Source organism: Paenibacillus aestuarii (genome assembly GCF_027789125.1).
Lineage (GTDB): Bacteria > Bacillota > Bacilli > Paenibacillales > NBRC-103111 > Paenibacillus_E > Paenibacillus_E aestuarii.
The window spans coordinates 24,629-44,279 of record NZ_JAQFVF010000015.1 but is presented as its reverse complement, the minus strand read 5'-3'; the positions used below and the strand labels follow the sequence as shown (position 1 = coordinate 44,279).

Below are 19,651 nucleotides of genomic sequence, written 5' to 3'. Positions count from 1 at the left end.
ATCATCTGAATAGGCGGTGTAACTTATGAAAACAATGGAACACATCTATATCAACGGCCAGTTTGTAAAACCTCACGGCACACAAATCCAACCTCTCGTGAACCCGACAACGAGAGAACCTTTCGGCAGCGTCTTGCTCGGCGACGAAGAAGATGCGAAGCTTGCCATCCAGGCGGCAAAAGCGGCACTTGCGTCATTTTCCAGAACGACAGTGCAAGAAAGAGCAGACATGCTGCAGCGACTGAGTGACGCGATCATGGAGCGCATGGACGAATTGGCAGAAGCCAATATCCTCGAATATGGAGCGCCGCGGATGATGGCTGTCGGCCGGGTGAAGCTGGCTGCGGCTAATTTCATCGATAGCAAAGAGGCGCTTGAACAATTTGAGTTTGTGAAATACATCGGCAAAGCCAAAGTTGTCTCTGAGCCAGTCGGCGTGATTGGCATCATTACGCCTTGGAATGCCAGCTATTCGCAGATTACAGCTAAGCTGGGGGCGGCGATCGCAGCGGGATGTACGGTCGTCATCAAACCTAGTGAATTAAGCGCCCTACAAACGCAGCTGTTAACCGAATGCTTCCATGCAGCAGGCCTACCAGCCGGTGTGATCAACGTCGTGAATGGGCTTGGCACAACTGTAGGGGCTGAATTTACGCGCAATCCGGATATTGCGATGATTAACTTCACCGGGTCGACACGTGTTGGCAAAGAAATCCGCAGAGCAACGGTTGACACGATGAAGCGAGTCACGTTGGAACTCGGAGGGAAATCGCCGAATATCGTGCTCGACGACGCTGATTTCGCCAAAGCGATTCCTGCGGCAGTCCGCTCTTGTTATACCAATAATGGGCAAGCATGCGTGGCCGGCACCCGGTTATTTGTTCCTGAGCATCGGCTTGAAGAAGTGAAGAGACTTGCCCGTGAGACGGTCGAATCCATTAAAGTTGGACTTCCATCTGAAGCTGATACGGTACTTGGGCCAATCGTCACCGAGAAGCAATATCTTCAAGTTCAACATTATATTAGAAAGGGCATTGAAGAAGGAGCCGAGTTGGTCATTGGAGGCGAAGGGCATCCAGATGGCTTGGAACAAGGGAACTTCGTCAAACCAACCGTGTTTGCTAACGTTACGGAAGTGATGACGATTGCGAAGGAAGAGATTTTTGGCCCTGTACTGTCCATTTTGACCTACAAAACGGAGGAAGAAGCGGTCGCTATGGCCAATAACACCGATTATGGTCTAGGCGCCTACATCAGTACGGCGAATTTGGCGAAAGCGAACGAACTCGCCTCGCGCATTCAAGCCGGTGTGGTGCTCATCAATGGGGCCGGCTTTGAAATGAAAGCCCCATTCGGCGGTTTCAAACATTCGGGGATTGGCCGCGAATATGGCGTTTACGGCTTGGAAGATTGCCTGGAAACCAAGACGATTACAGGTTATGACATGGTCATGTAAGTGTCAATTTTACAAGGACTTCCGTTCTTTTCATCATGAAAAGAGCTGAAGTTCTTTTTATTTTGCGCAGTGAGCCTGTATGGCGAACGCATCACTTTCCTGTTTTTTGGAATAAAGGAACATCATGTCACACAAAATAAACCAAATCATGCGAAAGCGGGGGAAGGATATGGGCCATGGCTTTTCAGTGGAAGTCAATGAAAGTGTCACGGTCAATTGCGATACGTTACAACATATTTTTCACAATTGTGCGGATATCGTATTTCGGCCGTTAACACTCGCGGATCACTCACAAATTTTACTTGTTTACATAGAAGAGTTGACGGATTCGGATAAACTGGAACAAATCATTTCGGCCTGTATGATTCGTCGCGATTTTGACCGATTGACACAATATACCGTTGTGCAGCAGGTTCCGGAAATTGTAGCCAAAGTGCTGAAAGGAAGTACGGCTATTTTTGTAGACGGTAAACCTTTTGCTTATTTAGCTGATTTGGCGAATTTTAAACAACGCGCAATCAATGAGCCATCCAATGAGGCGTCGATTCGGGGGCCGCGCGAAGGATTTACCGAAGACCTGAGAACAAATCTAAGCATGGTTCGCAGAAAAATCAGCCATCCCAAATTAAAGTTTGAAATGCATCAAGCCGGTGAACTGACCAATACGGAGTTTGTCCTGGCGTATATCGAAGACGAGGCCAAACCAGAGCTGATTCAAGAAGTCAGAAGAAGACTCCAGGCTTTTCGCTCCAATCAACTGCTGGACTCTGGATATATTGAAGAATGTATTGAAGACAAGACTTTTTCCCTCTTTCCGCAAATCCAAAATACCGAACGTCCAGACACTGTCTCAGCGAGCCTACTGGCGGGTAGAGTTGCCATTATCGTCGACGGCTCGCCTAACGCTTTATTGCTGCCGATGACGTTTTGGTCCGGATTTCAAGCAGCGGAAGACCATTATGAACGGTTCTTATACGTCTCGGCAGTTCGAATCATCCGCATCCTGCTGGCTATCATGTCCTGCTTACTTCCTTCTGTTTATGTTGCACTAACGACGTTCCATCCTCAGATGATTCCGCTTAATTTAATGCTCAGTATTTCGGTATCGCGGGAAGGGATTCCGTTTCCTACCGTCATCGAAACGTTGTTAATGGAACTGATGTTCGAAGGGTTGCGGGAAGCGGGTCTTCGCTTGCCGAAAGCGATCGGCTCGGCTGTGAGTATCGTAGGAGCGTTAGTCATTGGAGAAGCTGCTGTGCAAGCTGGTTTCATCTCCGCGCCCATCGTGATGATCGTGGCAGGAACGGGCATTGCCTCGTTCGCATTTCCGAACTACAGTTTGGCGCTGCCTTTTCGAATTTTGCGGTTCCCACTTCTGATATTAGGTGGGTTCCTTGGCCTGTATGGGGTTGCCATCGGGGTCATGTTCGTCCTGATTCATTTGATGACCTTAAAATCGTTCGGAGTCCCTTATCTCAAACCGATTGCACCTATCGGGAAAAAGTTCTGGAAGGATACGCTGATAAGAATGAATAAACGATACGTTTCGGAGCAGCAAAAACGATGAGGAACATAGGGCTAATTCTCATGCTCATATTGACATTGGTCATTTCCGGATGTTGGGATCGGAACGAAATTAATGAATACGCCTTCTGGATTGGAACGGCCTTGGATCTGGCAGAGAACGGAAAACTTCAAAAAAGCGCACAGGTTGCAGTGCCTGCCAGTATCAATAGCAAAAGAGGCGGAGGGGGCGGCGGGAGCGACCAACGAGGCAACATCGTCCTTACCGCTACCGGATCTTCAATCGTTGACTTAGAACAACAAGTTCAAGATAAACTGCCGCGCAAAATTTTTCTGGGACACCGCAGGTCGATATTCATTGGGGAAAAGCTGGCCAAAAAAGGCTTGATCGAAATTATGGATCAATTTACCCGTAATACCGATACGCGAATGCGTACGGATATTTTCGTTGTCAATAATGGCGAAGGCAAAGATGTTTTGAAAATTAACAGTCCGTTCAATCAATTCTCGGCGATCGTGGCCGTAGAACAAGACCGGTTTTGCCGTTTAGGGGATACGGCTTTACGCGATGTGTTGCTTGATATCGGACGCGATGGAATCCGGCCTTGCATGCCAATGGTTGAAATTACACCGAATAATGAGCAAGAGAAACATGAAACGATCGAAGTGAAATCCGTTGCGATCTTTAATAAACAGTTGCAAATGGTCGGGAAAGTGAGTGGACGTGAATCGCTGGAATTGTTCTGGGTGAAAGGTGTACTGAGAGATCAATTTATTACGGAAGATACAGGAGATGGAGATGTCTCTTTATACGAAACCAACCTAAAAAAATCCATTCAAACCTCCTTCATAGGGAATAAAATTATCGCCAATGTGAAGCTGGAGGGTAAAGGAAGAGTTCTTGAAAACAACACGAATATTGACATCTCCGAATCCGCAGAACGGATACCGTTAGAACGGAAGCTGAATGAAATGAAAGCCAAGAAAGTAGAAGCAACGATTAAGAAATTGCAGCTTCAGTACGGTCAGGACGTGATTGGCATCGGCGAAGAAATTCATCGCGAACATCCTTACCGCTGGAAAGAAATACGCAACAATTGGGATGAAATTTTCCCGACTGTTGAGGTGACGGTTCATGTCCAATTGAAAATTCAGAATTCGGGGGATATTGGCAAGCGGATCCCAGGAATAGGAGATAGAAAGTGAAAATTTCGATCTGGCAACTGTTTTGGATGTTTACAACTTTAGAAATCTCCATGAGCATTTGGCTCACGGTATCCCCCACGATCGAGATTGCGAGACAGGATGCCTGGATCTCACTGACTGTGGCAGGCGTTATTGGAGTCATCGTGACGCTGGTTTTAGTAAGCTTGTCGCAAAGGCATTCTACGTACACCCTGGTGGAGTTTGCACAAAAGCTTTTTGGCAAATGGATCGGGAAGCTGATCGGTGTGCTCTATATTATAGTGTGGTTCTCCGTATCCGCGGATATATTGCGTATATTTTCCTTATTTATTAAGCAATTTTTGTTTCACGCTACACCGATTTGGGTCATCACTGTACTGATGGTCCTTGCCATGGTTTATATCAATTACGCAGGAGGCGTCGAAGCCATTGCTCGCTTCAGTGAACTGGCTGGCCCTTTGCTGCTAGTTGGCATTGTCATCACCTTTGGATTGAATGTAATGAATCTGCACCCATCGCTGATTTTGCCTGTATACGCAGACTCGGGGGCTATACCTATTTTGAAAGGATCGTATGTGAATGCATCATTTCTAGGTGAATCTATGATGATCATGATGTTGGTGCCTTTTATTGCAAATCCGCAGAAGATGCTTAAACCCACGCTAATAGCGATATGTATTCCATCCATAATCGCCGTCATTACGGCAATTTTTGTGATTATGACATTTGGTACGAACATTGGGTCCACTTTAATTTTTCCTTATTTTAGCATGGTTCGATTTATTAATTATTTGGAATTTATTCAGAACATGGATGTCTGGATTATGTTCATCTGGATTTTCAGCGTTTTCGTTAAGCTAGCCATTTACCTGTTTATCAACAGTTATGGAACTGCACAATTGTTTGGTATCAAGAATTGGCGGATCCTCATCGGATTCGCGGCAACCGTCATTTTTACGATTTCCTTAGTGCCGCCCAACATCATAGGTCTATTGGATTATACGAAATTCGTATGGATTCCTTACATATTTCCGATTTTTATCGTGGGCTTCCCGATGATCCTGCTACTTGTTAGTTTGATGCGAGGTCGGTCACTGGCACAGGGCCAGAAATAGCGACTATCCCGGGCTTGGCAGCACGGAATCAAATAAAGTTAATAATTGTTTGCTTGCAGATTGTTCGCGCGTAATGGCTGAGATTTGCCGGGTCAAACCAAAATCCGATATGGGGATGGCTTTAACCGTCTCATTGGTTTGTTGAACAAAGATTTCAGGCAAAATGGCGATTCCCAAATTGGCTTGGATAAAACCAAGAATGCTTTGGCCGAGCTCGATTTCGAATGAAATATGGAGCTTTTTTCCTTTTGCAGCAAATGCATGATCAACCAGCATTCTGACATCGCATCCTTCAGGCAGCATGACAAAGGCTTCGTTCGCAATCTCTGCAAAGGTGACTTCTTGGCGATTTCCATATAACGGGTGATTAACGTTAACGAATAACAAGAATGCCTCAGTAAAAAGAAGCGACGCCAAAAAATCGTGTTTCACTCCTCTGTCATCAAATAAAGCAGCGTCGATTGTGCCTGTTTCTAAACTTTTCAGCATGTCAAAAAAGCTATAGAACACTCTAATTTTATAGGCAGAATGGGTATCCGTTAGTTTATTTCCAGCAATTCGCTGGGGCAAATAAAGCGCAGCTATACTCGGCCAAGATCCAATGGTGAGGTGGACTTGTTTGCCTTCTGCAAGGGCAATTTCCCTTTTCATCGTATTCACTTCACTCATTATTCGCTTGCTGCTTTCATGTAAAATTTCACCGGATGGCGTAAGGGTTACGCCGATTGTTGAACGGATCAATAATTGTGTTCCCAGTTCGTTCTCTAAATTGCGGATTTGTTTGCTTAACGCGGGTTGACTCACATGCAACATTTCACTGGCTTTCGTGAGGCTTTTCAACTCCACGGTCTGAAGAAAGGCTTCTAACCATTCTGTTTTCATGTTCAATTCCTCATAACTTTTTGTTATGTCCCACCCAACATAGCTGTAGTACAAACGTCGGCAGCGGGGTGTTACATTATATTCGACCCGATTGCTTTCATACAGTTTTTGCATTTTGCCATGATTTCATGAATGGAGGGATGCAAAGTGCAAACGATCAGGCGCTTACAGATCAGCAATTTGCAAGAATATCGTTCAAGCAGCCGGGAATCTTATAGCAGTAGTTAACTTGTATACGGTCTATATAAAAGATGCATCTTAGGAGGATAAAACGATGACAAATGAACCTACAAACACACAGCAAGTGATGAATCGTTGGAAAATGCACCGCAATGCTTTGCTGGAACTCGTTGAATTACTGCCTGAAAAAGGCGGCTCCTGGAGTCCATGGGAAGGCGCGTTGACAACAACTGAACTGATTCATCACCTGGCCTGGACACCTGATTTCTTCTTTTCCGCGATGGATGAACGTGAGATGATCATTCCACCTGTACCGACAACATTGTCCGAAGCCCGTGAGCTTCTTAAGCAATTAACGGAAAAACATGAAAAGAAGATTGCTAGTTATTCAGAATCGGACTTACAGCGAAACGCAACGATCGAACTGCTCAAAATTACGGAGCCAGGCGTCGATATCCTGCATCGTCTGATCGGACATGAAGCCCATCACAAAGGACAACTTTATGTGTATGCCCGCATGCTTGGCGTCAAACCACCATTTTACGTTGCCGGCTAAGGAACGGCGCGCCGCGGGTCGGTATCTAACACTGGCGTCTGATATCTGAATTTCTTATAGTTGATATCATCATTCTGTATTATCCTTGATAGTAAAAGGCATAGTATGATGTTTCTGCAGCAGGCACGCTCACTAACGCGAAGGAGGCATCATTATTATGTCAACATTATTGGATGTCATGGAACCACGAATTCAGCTCCTAACAGAGCTATCGGATGATAGAGATTATTCCCTTATGAAAGGGGAAGTAAGGGGAAGTTCCACCAGGCGTTATGGTTGGACGTCCCACTGATACTGTAGAACCGGGTCCTCCATCACCGGATGTTGTTCAACATTTCGTTGAAGTGGCTGTGGCTTATGGTTATTGGCTCGGCACACCTGAAGATCATGCATCGATCGGTATCTCGCTTGGTTCTTAAAATAGAAAATGGTATAAGGCAGCCGCTGATATTAGCGCGCTGCCTTTTCTTCTATAAAGCAGGGCCACAGTCGAATCGTTAGCAACAAAGCAGCGAGTTTATACTTTGTTAATAAATGATTTAGAGGGATTCAATAAGCTTGCTTTAGAATAAGTAGTAAGGAAACGTTTCCCCCTAATTTTGTGCTTAAAAGGAGAACCAAAATGAAAATTGGTAAAAAAGGATTAACTGTGCTTTCGTTTACCGTTGGCGCTTGCTTGTTCGTCTCAACAGCTTTCGCCGATTCCTTGCTTGGATCCGGCTACGACTTGTTGAAAGGCTCCGCGAAATCGACGGCTGCGATGATGGAGAAAGGGCTTGACAACTACACGGTGGAGACGCTTTACACGCTCAAAGATAACGATAAAATTTTGTTGCAGTCCTCCGAAACGAAAAAATTCGATACGATCAATAAAATGTCCGAAAGCAACGATGTGTCAACAGCAACTGACGGCAAAACTTCCAGCCACTATACGTATGAAGATGTGAACATTTCCGCCTGGAAGAATAGCGGTGATAACAAGTTTTATGTGACGGATTATCCCAAGGATATGAAGCGCCGGGCGCCGGGCGAGTTCAACAACCCGTTCAACGAAAATAACGCGCCGGAAGTTGAAAAAATTGTGGACGCCGTGGTCGGAAATTTGAAGGATTACGTCCAAGTCGAAGAAGGAGCGAACGGCAGCAAAATGTATGCCGGCAGCTTGTCTGAGGCGCAGGTACCTGCGCTTGCGAATGCGATCGCATCCTTCGGGTTCAAGAGATCGTTAAGTCATGAATCTGAGATGCCTGCTATCAACAGTGATATTTATGTGAAAAAAGTTGTAGGTTCTGCGGTTGAGAACAAAGCAGGCTACCTGGAAAATGTCACTGGCGATATTACATTGTCAGGTAAAGACAAGAATGGCGTTCAGCATGACCTTGCCTTGAACATCGTATTCAAGTTGACTGGCGTAGGCGCGACGAAGGTCGTGAAGCCTGATCTTGCGGGAGCAGACGTGGAGAAGGTTAGCTATTCCAATGGGCTCAGCAGCAAATATGTAGGGACCTTTAAGAACAATATTGTCATGGAAAAAGACGGCAAGTTCGTGAAGATTGGGGAAAGAACTCTGCAAATTACGAATGTGAATGGCGATAAAGTGGCGGGTACATATACAGAGACCGTATACCCTGGCTTCGAAAGTGACTATCCAGACATAGATGCGTTTACTTTCGAGTATGATCAGACAGCTTCCAATCAGGCCTTTACTTATCAGAATGCAAAAGGCGAGCAGAAGAGCGGTATGCTTCATCCGAACGGTAATGGCAACGTATATTTGGAACTGAACCTGGAAATCACCAGCAACAACTCGTACAAATCTACGGCAAAGCCATACTTTGACGGCCAATTTGACCGCGTGTTTGAATAAATATACCTTTCGGGAAGCTGTGGTTCGTCACGGCTTCCTGAGCATTTTTTGTGGAGGAGTTGAAAGAAAGTGACTGTGAAGGCCATTGAAATTAGTGGTTTAACGAAGTCGTTTAAAAACGGGCGCGGCATTAGCGAATTGAATCTGGACGTCAATCAAGGGGATGTCTTCGGATTCCTTGGACCGAACGGGGCAGGGAAAACAACTGCTATGAAAATGATTACCGGGTTGATGAAGCCTGACCGCGGCGATGTGAAGATTTTTGGCGTTAGTGTGGTTGACGATTATGTAAATGCGATGAAGCATGTCGGCTGCCTGATTGAAACCGCGGAGTCATATCCGTATTTAACAGCGAATGGAAATTTAAAGCTATTTGCACGATTTTATCCGGAAGTCGATCAGCGGCGTATTGATGAATGCTTGGAAATTACTGGAATGCTAAAATATAAGCATGAAAAAACGCAAAAGTTCTCCTTGGGCATGAAGCAGCGGATGGGGATTGCCGCGGCCATTCTGTCCAGGCCGAAGCTGCTCATTTTGGACGAGCCTTTGAACGGGCTGGACGTGGAAGGAATGCTGGAGATGAGGAAGCTTATCAAGCAGTTATCGCAAGAAGGGACGACCTTCTTTATTTCCAGTCACTTGATCCACGATGTGGAGTTGACTTGCACAAGAATCGGAATCGTCTATGGGGGCAGATTGGTCAATGTCGAATATACGGAGAACATCCTTTCCTATTATTCGTCGTTGGAAAATTATTTTGTAAGCGAGGTGGACCGAAATGGCCGGGTTTAAAGCCGCATTCCTTAATGAAGCGGTAAAGTTGATGAAAAAGAAGAAGCTGCTGGCAGCTGTTATTTTGTCCACGCTTGCCGTGATGATCGGGCAGCTGGCCGTAACCACAATTAAGCATGGCTTAGGCTTGCGGGTCGTGGGCAGCGTTGAATTTCCGATTGTGGTGCTGCAATTTTTCTCCTATACCATTCTGCCATTGTTTGCGACCTTCGTAGCGATCGATATGTTCAACGGGGAAGCTTCGAACAATACGATGAAGCTTACCTTACTAAGACCTGTGTCGCGTTTCGGTGTATTTAGCGCGAAGGTGTTGAACCTGGCTTTATTTATTGCCGGTAATTTGCTGTTTGTAATGTTGATCTCGATGCTGGCTGGATTTATCTTCAATCCGTCCACAGCTAGCTTGAGCGGTGTGTTCAAAGTGATCGCGTCGTATGTGTTAACCTTTTTCCCTGTGTTCGTTTTTGCACTGATTGTTGTCGTATTGGCGAATGTGATTCAAGGCGGGTTAGCGGTTTTTTTCCTATCGATATTGGTCTTTATCGCCTTTAATTTCTTAGGCATTGCGTTCTCGGCTTACTCCAGCTTCTTCGTGACTTCGATGTTCGATTGGTACTTTCTCTGGATTTCCGAATCGATGAATTACTTCAAAATAATACGGCAAGTCTTGATTCTGGCCAGTTGTGGTATGATGTTATTTACGACAGGTTTTTACTTGTTCGACAGGAAGGATATTTAGCGAGGTATTGTTATGGACTTCACCAAACGGTTTTTTACGATGAACATGCTGGCGATGCTGGCATCCATTGGGCTCACGCTGCTGGCGGTTATCATTTTTATAGCAACCTATACGAAGGTATTCGGCCACGAAGTGCAATCGAAGGGATTACAGCGCGCCTTCGAGGTCCGGATAGCGATTAGCGAGCTGCAGCGGCAAGCGCAAGTGGCTGGGTTCGACAAGCTGCTTGATCACCAATATCAAAGCGAGCTGACGCAGCGAGTGAACGTTCTGGGGGCCAGTGCCGTCCTATTAAAGAATCGGGAAGTCCTGTATGCGACAAAAAAATTCAGTACATTCGATATTGAAAAAAGCTTGATTTTATCAGGAGAAGAGACGCATTCAGATATCATCGAGCTGGATGGCGACAATTATCAGTTTGCCCGCGTGGATTATAAGCTGCAGAGCGGTGACACGGGCATTCTGCTGCTCATGGCACCGATTCAAATGAACACGGATTTTTACTGGGTGTTAGCCGGTTTTACAATAGGCTTCTTCACATTCGTCTTTCTTGTGATGAACTTATGGGTATCGTACCGGTTCTCACGCGGCATCGTGACGCCGATCTCACGGCTGAAAGCTGCGGCACAAGCCATTAGTGTAGGCGATTTAAGCCGGGGTATTGCCGAGGAGGGCGAAGGCGAAGTACGCGAACTGAGCAGAACGCTCGAGATTATGCGGATCAAGCTGAAGGAATCCGTCTATTTACAGGAAAAATACGACGACAACCGAAAGTTCCTGGTGTCCAGTATTTCACACGATTTGAAAACGCCTGTGACATCGATTAAAGGATATATTGAAGGTATCATCGACGGCGTCGCCAAAACACCGGAGAAGCTGGAGGAGTACCTGGAAACCGCCAGGTCCAAAGCAATTCTGGTGAACGCGATGATCGACGATCTCCTGCTATACTCGAAGTTGGATCTGAACCAGCTTCCGTATCATTTTGAGAAGAGTGATGTGTTGGCCTATTTCGAGGATTGTGTAGCGGATTATCGCTATGAATGCGAGAAGGCGGGGATCCGCATTGAACTCATCGATGATTTGCAGGCATCGGTCCAGGTTCGTATTGATCGGGAGCGGTTCAAGCGCGTCGTTCAGAACATCGTGGATAATGCGATGACGTATGTCGAGAAAGGGCCCGGACAGATTACAATTTCGCTCCGGGATACGCGCACATCAGTCATTATTGAAATTAGAGATAATGGAAAAGGGATACCGGAAACGAAGCTGCCTCACATTTTTGAACGATTTTATCAGGCGGACCCGTCGCGCAAGAGCGGCAGCGGACTGGGCCTGGCGATCGCCAAGCAAATTATTGAAGGGCATGATGGTAAGATTTGGGCAACGAGCGAAGTGGGTCAAGGTACCCGGATCATGATTTCGCTCAAGAAGTTTTAGCGTGTAGGGAGAGTTAGAAGATGAAGAAGATTCTGATCGTGGAAGATGACCAAAGCATCGCCAATCTGCAGCGGGACTATCTCGAACTCAGCGGCTATGCGGTGAAAATCGTCAACAGCGGAACAGCAGCCCTCCAAGCGCTCAAGGAAGAGGCGTTTGAGCTGATTCTCCTGGATATTATGCTGCCGGACATCGACGGCTTCGAGGTGCTGAAGAGCGTCCGGGAACGGGACGATATTCCGGTGCTGCTCGTATCCGCAAGGGCGGAGGAGATTTATAAGATCAACGGACTGGGCCTCGGTGCGGACGATTATATTACCAAGCCGTTCAGTTCGGGTGAATTGGTAGCTCGAGTAAGTGCACATATGAAAAAATTCGAACGGATGAAAGAACGGTTCGGCAAAGGCCATGAGGGCTCGAAGCTGCAAGTGCGGGGCTTGGAAGTGCATAAGGATGCTCGTCGCGTATTTGTAAACGGTAGTGAAGTAATGCTGGCGCAGAAGGAGTTCGACTTGCTGCTCTTTCTTCTGCAGAACGCCAACCGGGTTTTCGGTAAAGAGGAGCTATTCGAGCGCATATGGGGCTTGGACAGCTTAGGTGATGCATCCACGGTGACAGTACATATCGCCCGCATCCGGGAGAAAATTGAGGAGACGCCGTCTAAGCCGCAGTATATCGGAACGGTTTGGGGCTCCGGTTATCGGTTTATCGTATAATCGAATGAACGAGCGAATGGGAGGCAGCCGGATACGGCTGTTTTTTATTATATTAGAGCGAATGCATTCAATAATTGGCAGGATTTATCGCGATCATTATGGAATTATATGGGATTCAATAATTTTTGGCAAAGGAGCTGTTTCATGAACAAAACTGTTATTTTATTTGACTTTGATGGCACACTTGCGGATACGTTACCAGCGTCGTTTGAAGCATTTCGAACGGTTTTCAAAAAATATGATGGGCAAGATGTGACCAACGAGCAGCTCGTTTCCATGTTTGGACCAACGGAAGATGAAATCATTACTATTAATTTTGCCCAACAAGCAGCTGTTGCTGAAGCCATACGTGAATATTACGTTTTGTATGAAAAAGCACATGCTAGCATGCATGAAATCAATCCGATTCAGGAGCTGCTCATCCTGCTTAAAGAAGCTGGAAAACACATTGCGGTTATTACGGGGAAGAGTCGAAAAGCGTTTGACATCTCCTCGGAAGCTTTACAGCTATCGCAATATTTTGATTTTGTTGTCACAGGTGATGATGTAGAAAAACCGAAGCCAGATCCTGAGGGGATCTTTAAGGCGATGGAATTTTTTGCGGCAGCTCCTGATGAAGCTGTCTTTCTTGGTGACAGTAATGCTGACATTTTGGCGGGGAAAGCCGCAGGCGTTCAAACCTACGCCGTGCAATGGTTATCAACGTATCAAAGCGTAAAATATGATGTTGAACCTGACGCTATATTCAAAAATATAGCGGAATTTGCCTCACTTTTTAAAAGATAGTGGAGGCGTGCTGGATGATAGCGGCAAGCCCCAAAGCTGCCAAACGCGTCATCGCCATCGATCATGTTGATTATCGATTGGAGCATGCCCGTAAAACGAATCATGTTGAAGTTTTCAATTTCAAAAAGCAGGACAATCTTCTGCAGGAACTCGCGGAACTAACGGGTGGCGGGGCTGATGTTGTCATGGACGCAGTAGGGCTCGACTCCGAGAAGACTTTAGTCGAAAAGGTGGAAACACTCCTTAAACTGTAAGGCGGCGGTCACGGGGCTTTCCGGATGGCCACGAAGCTTGTCCGCAAAGGTGGCACGATCCAAGTAACTGGCGTTTATGGCAGTAATTATAACGCGTTCCCGTTTGGCGATTTATTTACCCGGAATATTACGGTGAAGATGGGACAAGCCCCTGTTATTCATTATTTGCTCGACTTGTACCGCCAGATTAAAGAAGGTGTGTTCGATCCAACGGATATCATTACACATCGCCTCAATTTAGATGAAGCCGAGCACGCCTACCAAATCTTCAATAATAAAGAGGATAATGCGATAAAAATTATTTTAAACCATGACACGAGTAATTTTTTAGATGCTGCAGCGAAGTTCGCGGCTTTTTTATATCCAATTGTTCGTGCAGTGGGAGGATTAGGCAATCATTTAAGAAAATCGAGATACCGCTCTGTTTCTACCGATTATGTAGATCTATATCAAATTCATCGCTGGGATTACGATACCCCCATAGAGGAAAGGATGGAGGCTTTGCACGATGTCGTGAAAGCTGGGTGCGTTGGCCCGGGCGCTTGTCGTGCAGCCGGAAGTGCTGCTTCTCGATGAGCCGTTATCGAATCTTGATGCCAAAGTACGGCAGCGGCTTCGGGTCGGCATTCGCAGCATCCAGCAATCGTTTGGCATTACAGCCGTCTACGTTACGCACGACCAGGAAGAGGCGCTGTCGATGGCTGATTATGTCATCGTGATGAATGAAGGCCGGGTCGAACAGGCGGGCACACCCGAGGAAATTTATCGTCAGCCGGCAACTTACTTTGCCGCACAGTTTTTAGGTGAGAGCCACACGCTTACACTCAGTTATGAATGAAGGCAGCAAAAAGTCGTCATTCGTTCGGGGGATTCTCATATTGAAACGATCGATGCGCTTCATGATGAAGAATCTAGTGCTGACCTCCAGCGGGTTCGACTAGAGAATGGCCATTATTTGCTGGAGGGCGTGATTCGCCATCATTTATTTATGGGCTCGTATTATCGATATATGGTGGAAATTGAAGGCCAGCCGATTTTTGTCGATGAAGCTTATCTCGAATTAGGCCCATGTCTGGTGAGAATTGCCCAAGAGAAAGCGTATTGGTTTGACGCATGAGCATGCTAAAGTATCGGAGTAGTAGATTTAATAAATAACAAACGAAGGTAGCCGATTTGAAATCTGGCTGCCTTCTTTACGTTCATGGGAATCTGCTTCATAATGATTTGAATAACATGCTATAATCTGGTTCGTTAGGTGTGACGCGTATCAGACTTGGTATGGAAAACGATGAATCGGAGGGTCAGACATGGGCGTGGCGAAGGCATTGGAAAGCGTAAAGAATAAGGCTTACGGGATTAAAAGGAACATTTTCGTACTGTACTTGGCATATCAAGACCCGAGAGTACCGTGGTACGCGAAGTTATTTACGATTTTGGTTGTAGCGTACGCATTTAGTCCTATAGATTTAATTCCCGATTTTATTCCGGTATTAGGTTATCTAGATGATTTAATCATCGTTCCTCTCGGAATAACATTGGCACTAAAGATGATTTCGCCAACTGTTATTGAGGATTGTAGAATAAAAGCGGAGGAAATCCATAAGCAGGGAAAACCGAAGAATTGGATAACTGGTGCGTTATTTATTCTGGTTTGGTTTTTATTAGCTGTTTGGCTAGGGACTTTAGCTTACCGATATTTTAGTAAATAAGGATCAGTTGATGAAGAACTCGAATAAATATCCAATCTAAAGTATAATGACTCCATATTGACCCAAAATTTGTGAATCGATGGAGGTCGTACCTTCGGATGAAAGAGCGATATGAGTTTACGCAAAATGAGATCGAAACGATCAGGAGCCGTTTTGGGAACGATTTCTATGAGAAGGTTTTGAGTGTAATTCAAACCTATTCGGATAAATGGGAACTGAACGATTTTCAACTCATTCCTTCGTATTCGGCAAACTTAGTTGTTAGATGCCATTCAGCTCATTTTGGAAGCGCTGTCCTTAAAATTGGCAACCCTGCATCCATTTCGACTGAATATGAAACGTTAAGTCAATATAAAGGCAGACGATTTTGCAAAGGGCATGATGTTGATGTTGAGAACGGTGTCATTTTGGAAGAGTGTGTACGTCCTGGGACTTCATTGAGGGATGAGGCATCGCTTCATAAAAGACTGACTGTATTTAGCTCTTTATATAATGGCTTGCACATCGAGCCTAAAAAAACCGATATTTATCCGACTTACACAGGCTGGGTCAGTCGAATAACCGATTACATGAGCAAGCGGGAGGACTGCCCCGAAATGTATCTGCACATGAGAAAAGCAAAAGATATTTGCTTAGCAGTCGCTTCATTATACTCACAAAAGATGCTGCTGCACGGCGACTTTCATCATGACAATATTTTGCTCAGCGGCCATGATATATATAAAATTATCGATCCCAAAGGTGTCATAGGTGATCCTGTGTTTGATGTGCCGCGTTTTATTTTAAATGAATTTGAAGATGCCAAAACGCAGGAACTACATGAGAAAATAATTGAAATCATCTCGATTCTCGCAAAAAGCCTCCATATTCCAAAGCAAATTTTAAAGCAATGCCTATATGTAGAAACGGCCATGGGCGTTTGTTGGAGCGTAGAGGACGGGGCGACTCCTGAGGAATACGCCCAATTAGTAACGAATGCTGCTTTTGCAGAAGCCATTATGCATACAGCATTTTGAAGTAAAATGAAATAGAGGAGATGTCTCATCTAGTATCCGCTCGCCATACTGCCTTAGATGTTGATGATATGGAAGCAATTGTTGCCAAATTGAAAGTAAAAGGCACTGAAATTTTTAGTAAGATACAGCAATAGGAAAATAGCACAAGTTATGCAATGGTCACGGCCGGAGGGAATGATTTTGGAGTTGTGAGAAAAAGTGGCATTATTTTAATCCGTATATCGGGATTTTAATACAGATTGAGCTTTTTGCGGGTCATGATCCAAAGTAATCCGGTATTCTAACATAAAGTGAAGCGTGTCCAGCATTTGATCAAACTGGTACTTCTTCTGTTCGATTTCACTTATTTTTTGGCGAATCCATTCTATCACTTGTTGATTGGTACGCGTATTCGTATCATGATCCTGCAAAATTTCCTTCAGTTCTACGAGCGAACAACCGATCCCTTGAAATTTCTTGATGAGTCGCAACCGCTCAATAGCGGCATTCGAATAGTTACGGTAGTTATTTTTCTCTCTTTGGACATGCCGGCTGTCTAATAAGCGTTCCTTTTCATAATAACGAATGGTATGAATAGTTAGCCCAGTCTTAACTACTAATTCCTGAATCTTCATAAAAAATCTCTCCTTATGATCGCTTGCCATAGAGTACACTCTATAGTTTACACTAAAAATGATTCAAATACTTAACCACTTAAGGAGTAGATCATATGCGTATATTTGTAACAGGAGCAGCAGGCTACATTGGTTCAGCGGTCGTCTGCGAACTTATCCATACAGGTCATACGGTTGTCGGATTAACACGTTCTGATGATAGCGCCGCCAAGCTGATAGCCATGGGAGCCGAGGTGCACCGCGGTACACTTGAAGACCTGGACAGTCTTCACAGCGGCGCAGCTGATGCGGACGGTGTCATTCACCTGGCGTTCAAGCATGACTTCGCCGATTTCGCCGGCGCGCTGGCAATGGATCTTCGCGCCATAGAAACGTTAGGTGCGGCGCTCGAAGGCAGCGGCAAGCCGCTTGTGACTACGGCTCACTTCAATGGCGAGGCTTCCGACCAAGCGGCGATCGCCCTGGCTGAACGAGGCGTACGGTCCTCGATCGTCTCACTTGCGCCATCCGTGCATGGCGAGGATGACAAAGGGTTCGTGCCGCGATTAATCCATATCGCCCGCGAAAAAGGCTTCGCAGCCTATGTAGAAGACGGCGCGAACCGCTGGCCGGCCATTCATCGTCTCGATGCCGCGTCGCTATTCCGCTTGGCACTCGAATCTGCGCCGGCGGGGTCACGGCTTGACGGCGTAGGTGACGAGGGCGTGCCATTCCGCGAAATCGCAGCTGTCATCGGTAAACATTTGAATGTACCGGTGGTCAGCATTTCGCGTGAGGAGGCGAGCACGCACTTCGGATTCCTCGCTATGCTTGCCGGGCTCGACATCCCGAGGTCGAGTGTACAGACACAGGATCTCTTGGGCTGGCGCCCTGTTCACCAAGGGCTGATCGCAGATCTTGAACAGGGGCATTATTTTAAATAGTGAATGGCGGCACCATTTATCAGATTGCAAACAGGTCATTGGATCATCTTGAGAGATGATCTGATGGCCTTTTCCTTTGACATTCGTTGATGTCGCTGTTAACGATGATAGCGAAGTGTGAAAAAGGGGGTTGACGTTAGTAATGAATCATCATATGATTAGAATGATCGTTCGATCTAATTTGATTGGAAGGAGTCAGGTCATGTTTGTACAATACAGTGCATTGTAGATCGTATTCTTAGAGGCAACGCTACATCTGGTCATCGAGCGACACCGCGGGAGAGGAGTGGCGAGTTGACAACAGTGGAACCGTGTACTATGATTAGATCGATCGTTCGATAGAAAATAGGCGAAAGGAGGCTGGGAACATGTTTGAGACTTACAACAAGGTCCAACAGGCCGTCCTGGAGACAACGCTGAATCTGATCATTGACAAGGAGCTGCAGGCGACGTCCATGTCGCTGATCGCCAAAGATTCCGGCGTTTCCACTGGAAACATCTATCACTACTTCAACAGCAAGGAAGATATTATTAACGAGCTGTACAAAGCGATTGTGCGATTTAACGGAGAGTATGTGACGAAGGATATGACCGAGACGGATTCGATTCAGACACAGTTTCGCAAAGCTTGGCGCAACTTGATCGAACTAGGGAATATGTATCCGAAGGGGTTCCGGTTCATTGAGCAGTATTCATTTTCGCCCTATATTTATGAGCAGTCTAAGTTGGAAGCTTACAAGGACGGCTGGTGCGGGCCGCTGGAGAAGCTGTATCGGAAAGCAGTCGACGAAGGCGTATTCGTACGATTGGAGCCTCAGATGATGGTGCAGATGCACTATGGATCCATCGTTTATCTCCTCAAGGGTTATCAGCAAAATCTGCTGGAACTGACAGAAGATATCGCGGAGCAAGCGGTTCTCGCTTGCTGGAACGCGGTGAGCCTTGAAAAGGGTTGGAACGAATAAGTTCAACCCGATTCTTTTGCCTAAATTAGATCGAACGTTCGATATAAAATTAAAATTTAACTAATTACAGAATATACAACGGAGGGAAACAAACATGGAAAAGAAAACAATTTTTATTACTGGAACAAGCTCAGGATTGGGAAAACTAACGGCAATTCATTTTGCCAAGCTCGGCTGGAACGTAGCCGCGACCATGCGCTCGCCGGAAAAAGAAACAGAGCTTACCGCATACGACAATATTAAAATCTTTAAGCTGGACGTTACGAATGTGGACCAAGTCGAGTCAGCCGTAAGAGATGCGATTGACGCATTTGGGAAAATCGACGTGGTTGTGAATAATGCGGGGATGGGATCTTACGGAGCACTGGAATTAGCCGCAGAAGATACGATCGATTGGCAGTTTTCCGTCAATGTCCGCGGCCCGATTAACGTCATTCGCAAATTCCTGCCTCATTTCAGAGCCGCAGGCGGCGGCATGTTTATCAATATCAGTTCCTTTATGGGTGTCACCACGGCCGTCCCGCTGGGTTCCCTCTATAATATGTCCAAGTTTGCTTTGGAAGGATTGACGGAAGGTCTCTATTACGAGCTCAAACCGTTGAACATCGAGCTTCGGCTTATCGAGCAAGGCGGTTCCAAAGGCAATAATTTCGTTCAAAGTATCATTTGGAATAAAGATGAGAACATTAATGCATATGATGATTTGACGAACAAGGTATCGCAAATGATGGCAGTAATGCCTGAAGATCAGCTCGATGACCCGCAAACGATCGTAGAAGCGATTGCGGCGCAAGCGACCGGGGCAAGCAAGCAATTCCGCACGATTGTCGGTGAGGCGGGGAAAGGCTTGATGGCGCTTCGCAAATCCGTGCCGATCGAGCAATATTTGGAAACCATCGCGGCTAACTATAACTAAATTACAGCTACTT

General features: G+C 45.9%; 21 protein-coding genes and 1 pseudogene. 20 read left to right on the top strand and 2 right to left on the bottom strand.

Features of this window, described 5'->3' with window-relative positions:
* Positions 1-25: 25 nt before the first annotated feature.
* The 4 genes from O9139_RS03345 to O9139_RS03330 all read left to right on the top strand — a co-directional run bounded on the left by O9139_RS03345 (position 26) and on the right by O9139_RS03330 (position 5,280).
* Entirely contained in the window at positions 26-1,456 is a 1,431-nt protein-coding gene (locus O9139_RS03345) for an aldehyde dehydrogenase family protein (protein WP_270878035.1), read from the top strand.
* A gap of 169 nt (positions 1,457-1,625) precedes the next feature.
* A complete protein-coding gene (locus O9139_RS03340; RefSeq protein WP_270878034.1) occupies positions 1,626-3,023 on the top strand; it encodes a spore germination protein in 1,398 nt (465 codons plus the stop codon).
* Positions 3,020-4,186, top strand: coding sequence for a Ger(x)C family spore germination protein (locus O9139_RS03335; protein ID WP_270878033.1), 1,167 nt, complete (start codon positions 3,020-3,022; stop codon positions 4,184-4,186). The genes O9139_RS03340 and O9139_RS03335 overlap by 4 nt, the downstream gene beginning before the upstream one ends.
* Positions 4,183-5,280 carry a GerAB/ArcD/ProY family transporter gene (locus O9139_RS03330; protein ID WP_270878032.1) on the top strand — a complete coding sequence of 366 codons (1,098 nt, stop codon included), beginning with the start codon at positions 4,183-4,185 and terminating at the stop codon, positions 5,278-5,280. Before O9139_RS03335 ends, O9139_RS03330 begins: the two co-directional genes overlap by 4 nt.
* 3 nt (positions 5,281-5,283) lie before the next feature.
* Here O9139_RS03330 and O9139_RS03325 read toward each other — a convergent pair whose 3' ends face one another.
* The gene (locus O9139_RS03325) at positions 5,284-6,162 is read right to left on the bottom strand and encodes a LysR family transcriptional regulator (RefSeq protein ID WP_270878031.1); all 879 of its coding nucleotides are present in this window, start codon (positions 6,160-6,162) and stop codon (positions 5,284-5,286) included.
* Positions 6,163-6,436: 274 nt separating this feature from the next.
* Here O9139_RS03325 and O9139_RS03320 point away from each other — a divergent pair, with 274 nt between their 5' ends.
* The 13 genes and pseudogenes from O9139_RS03320 to O9139_RS03265 all read left to right on the top strand — a co-directional run bounded on the left by O9139_RS03320 (position 6,437) and on the right by O9139_RS03265 (position 16,220).
* The gene (locus O9139_RS03320; protein WP_270878030.1) at positions 6,437-6,898 is read left to right on the top strand and encodes a DinB family protein; all 462 of its coding nucleotides are present in this window, start codon (positions 6,437-6,439) and stop codon (positions 6,896-6,898) included.
* A gap of 622 nt (positions 6,899-7,520) precedes the next feature.
* Positions 7,521-8,765 (top strand): hypothetical protein, encoded by a 1,245-nt coding sequence (locus O9139_RS03315; protein WP_270878029.1) that lies wholly within the window; start codon positions 7,521-7,523, stop codon positions 8,763-8,765.
* 69 nt (positions 8,766-8,834) lie between these two features.
* Complete coding sequence (locus tag O9139_RS03310) at positions 8,835-9,560, top strand: ABC transporter ATP-binding protein (protein WP_270878028.1); 726 nt, start codon at positions 8,835-8,837, stop codon at positions 9,558-9,560.
* Positions 9,547-10,299 carry an ABC transporter permease gene (locus tag O9139_RS03305; RefSeq protein WP_270878027.1) on the top strand — a complete coding sequence of 251 codons (753 nt, stop codon included), beginning with the start codon at positions 9,547-9,549 and terminating at the stop codon, positions 10,297-10,299. The genes O9139_RS03310 and O9139_RS03305 overlap by 14 nt, the downstream gene beginning before the upstream one ends.
* A 12-nt stretch (positions 10,300-10,311) precedes the next feature.
* Positions 10,312-11,739, top strand: coding sequence for a sensor histidine kinase (locus O9139_RS03300; RefSeq protein WP_270878026.1), 1,428 nt, complete (start codon positions 10,312-10,314; stop codon positions 11,737-11,739).
* A gap of 20 nt (positions 11,740-11,759) precedes the next feature.
* Positions 11,760-12,455, top strand: coding sequence for a response regulator transcription factor (locus O9139_RS03295; RefSeq protein ID WP_270878025.1), 696 nt, complete (start codon positions 11,760-11,762; stop codon positions 12,453-12,455).
* Between the two features lie 144 nt (positions 12,456-12,599).
* Positions 12,600-13,241, top strand: coding sequence for an HAD family hydrolase (locus O9139_RS03290; protein ID WP_270878024.1), 642 nt, complete (start codon positions 12,600-12,602; stop codon positions 13,239-13,241).
* Positions 13,242-13,273: 32 nt separating this feature from the next.
* Positions 13,274-13,801, top strand: a pseudogene (locus O9139_RS03285) (zinc-binding dehydrogenase); the annotation flags it as partial.
* Between the two features lie 72 nt (positions 13,802-13,873).
* On the top strand, positions 13,874-14,071 hold the full coding sequence (locus O9139_RS33270; protein ID WP_377526129.1) for an aldo/keto reductase: 198 nt from the start codon (positions 13,874-13,876) through the stop codon (positions 14,069-14,071).
* Entirely contained in the window at positions 14,025-14,333 is a 309-nt protein-coding gene (locus O9139_RS03280) for an ABC transporter ATP-binding protein (protein WP_333742444.1), read from the top strand. The genes O9139_RS33270 and O9139_RS03280 overlap by 47 nt, the downstream gene beginning before the upstream one ends.
* 18 nt (positions 14,334-14,351) lie before the next feature.
* Complete coding sequence (locus O9139_RS03275) at positions 14,352-14,612, top strand: TOBE domain-containing protein (protein WP_333742446.1); 261 nt, start codon at positions 14,352-14,354, stop codon at positions 14,610-14,612.
* Between the two features lie 190 nt (positions 14,613-14,802).
* Positions 14,803-15,204, top strand: coding sequence for a YkvA family protein (locus tag O9139_RS03270; RefSeq protein ID WP_270878023.1), 402 nt, complete (start codon positions 14,803-14,805; stop codon positions 15,202-15,204).
* Between the two features lie 98 nt (positions 15,205-15,302).
* Positions 15,303-16,220, top strand: a complete 918-nt coding sequence (locus O9139_RS03265; protein WP_270878022.1) for an aminoglycoside phosphotransferase family protein — start codon at positions 15,303-15,305, stop codon at positions 16,218-16,220.
* 209 nt (positions 16,221-16,429) lie between these two features.
* Here the strand turns inward: O9139_RS03265 and O9139_RS03260 are convergent, their stop codons facing one another.
* The gene (locus O9139_RS03260) at positions 16,430-16,834 is read right to left on the bottom strand and encodes a MerR family transcriptional regulator (protein ID WP_270878021.1); all 405 of its coding nucleotides are present in this window, start codon (positions 16,832-16,834) and stop codon (positions 16,430-16,432) included.
* A 95-nt stretch (positions 16,835-16,929) separates the two neighbouring features.
* On the opposite strand from O9139_RS03260, the gene O9139_RS03255 reads away from it, so the two are divergent.
* From O9139_RS03255 to O9139_RS03245, 3 genes are all read left to right on the top strand, one after another.
* Positions 16,930-17,757 (top strand): SDR family oxidoreductase, encoded by an 828-nt coding sequence (locus O9139_RS03255; protein ID WP_270878020.1) that lies wholly within the window; start codon positions 16,930-16,932, stop codon positions 17,755-17,757.
* Positions 17,758-18,125: 368 nt separating this feature from the next.
* Positions 18,126-18,722: a TetR/AcrR family transcriptional regulator gene (locus O9139_RS03250; protein ID WP_270878019.1), complete on the top strand. Its 597-nt coding sequence runs from the start codon at positions 18,126-18,128 to the stop codon at positions 18,720-18,722.
* A gap of 94 nt (positions 18,723-18,816) precedes the next feature.
* Positions 18,817-19,638, top strand: coding sequence for an SDR family oxidoreductase (locus O9139_RS03245; RefSeq protein ID WP_270878018.1), 822 nt, complete (start codon positions 18,817-18,819; stop codon positions 19,636-19,638).
* Positions 19,639-19,651: the final 13 nt, after the last annotated feature.

Bases quoted from the DNA above. Each gene is read 5' to 3' on its own strand.
- O9139_RS03315 (WP_270878029.1), top strand. From the start codon at position 7,521: ATGAAAATTGGTAAAAAAGGATTAACTGTGCTTTCGTTTACCGTTGGC.
- O9139_RS03245 (WP_270878018.1), top strand. From the start codon at position 18,817: ATGGAAAAGAAAACAATTTTTATTACTGGAACAAGCTCAGGATTGGGA.
- O9139_RS03340 (WP_270878034.1), top strand. From the start codon at position 1,626: ATGGGCCATGGCTTTTCAGTGGAAGTCAATGAAAGTGTCACGGTCAAT.
- O9139_RS03255 (WP_270878020.1), top strand. From the start codon at position 16,930: ATGCGTATATTTGTAACAGGAGCAGCAGGCTACATTGGTTCAGCGGTC.
- O9139_RS03305 (WP_270878027.1), top strand. From the start codon at position 9,547: ATGGCCGGGTTTAAAGCCGCATTCCTTAATGAAGCGGTAAAGTTGATG.
- O9139_RS03325 (WP_270878031.1), bottom strand. From the start codon at position 6,162: ATGAAAACAGAATGGTTAGAAGCCTTTCTTCAGACCGTGGAGTTGAAA.
- O9139_RS03335 (WP_270878033.1), top strand. From the start codon at position 3,020: ATGAGGAACATAGGGCTAATTCTCATGCTCATATTGACATTGGTCATT.
- O9139_RS03250 (WP_270878019.1), top strand. From the start codon at position 18,126: ATGTTTGAGACTTACAACAAGGTCCAACAGGCCGTCCTGGAGACAACG.
- O9139_RS03290 (WP_270878024.1), top strand. From the start codon at position 12,600: ATGAACAAAACTGTTATTTTATTTGACTTTGATGGCACACTTGCGGAT.
- O9139_RS03320 (WP_270878030.1), top strand. From the start codon at position 6,437: ATGACAAATGAACCTACAAACACACAGCAAGTGATGAATCGTTGGAAA.
- O9139_RS03265 (WP_270878022.1), top strand. From the start codon at position 15,303: ATGAAAGAGCGATATGAGTTTACGCAAAATGAGATCGAAACGATCAGG.
- O9139_RS03345 (WP_270878035.1), top strand. From the start codon at position 26: ATGAAAACAATGGAACACATCTATATCAACGGCCAGTTTGTAAAACCT.
- O9139_RS03295 (WP_270878025.1), top strand. From the start codon at position 11,760: ATGAAGAAGATTCTGATCGTGGAAGATGACCAAAGCATCGCCAATCTG.
- O9139_RS03300 (WP_270878026.1), top strand. From the start codon at position 10,312: ATGGACTTCACCAAACGGTTTTTTACGATGAACATGCTGGCGATGCTG.
- O9139_RS03270 (WP_270878023.1), top strand. From the start codon at position 14,803: ATGGGCGTGGCGAAGGCATTGGAAAGCGTAAAGAATAAGGCTTACGGG.
- O9139_RS03260 (WP_270878021.1), bottom strand. From the start codon at position 16,834: ATGAAGATTCAGGAATTAGTAGTTAAGACTGGGCTAACTATTCATACC.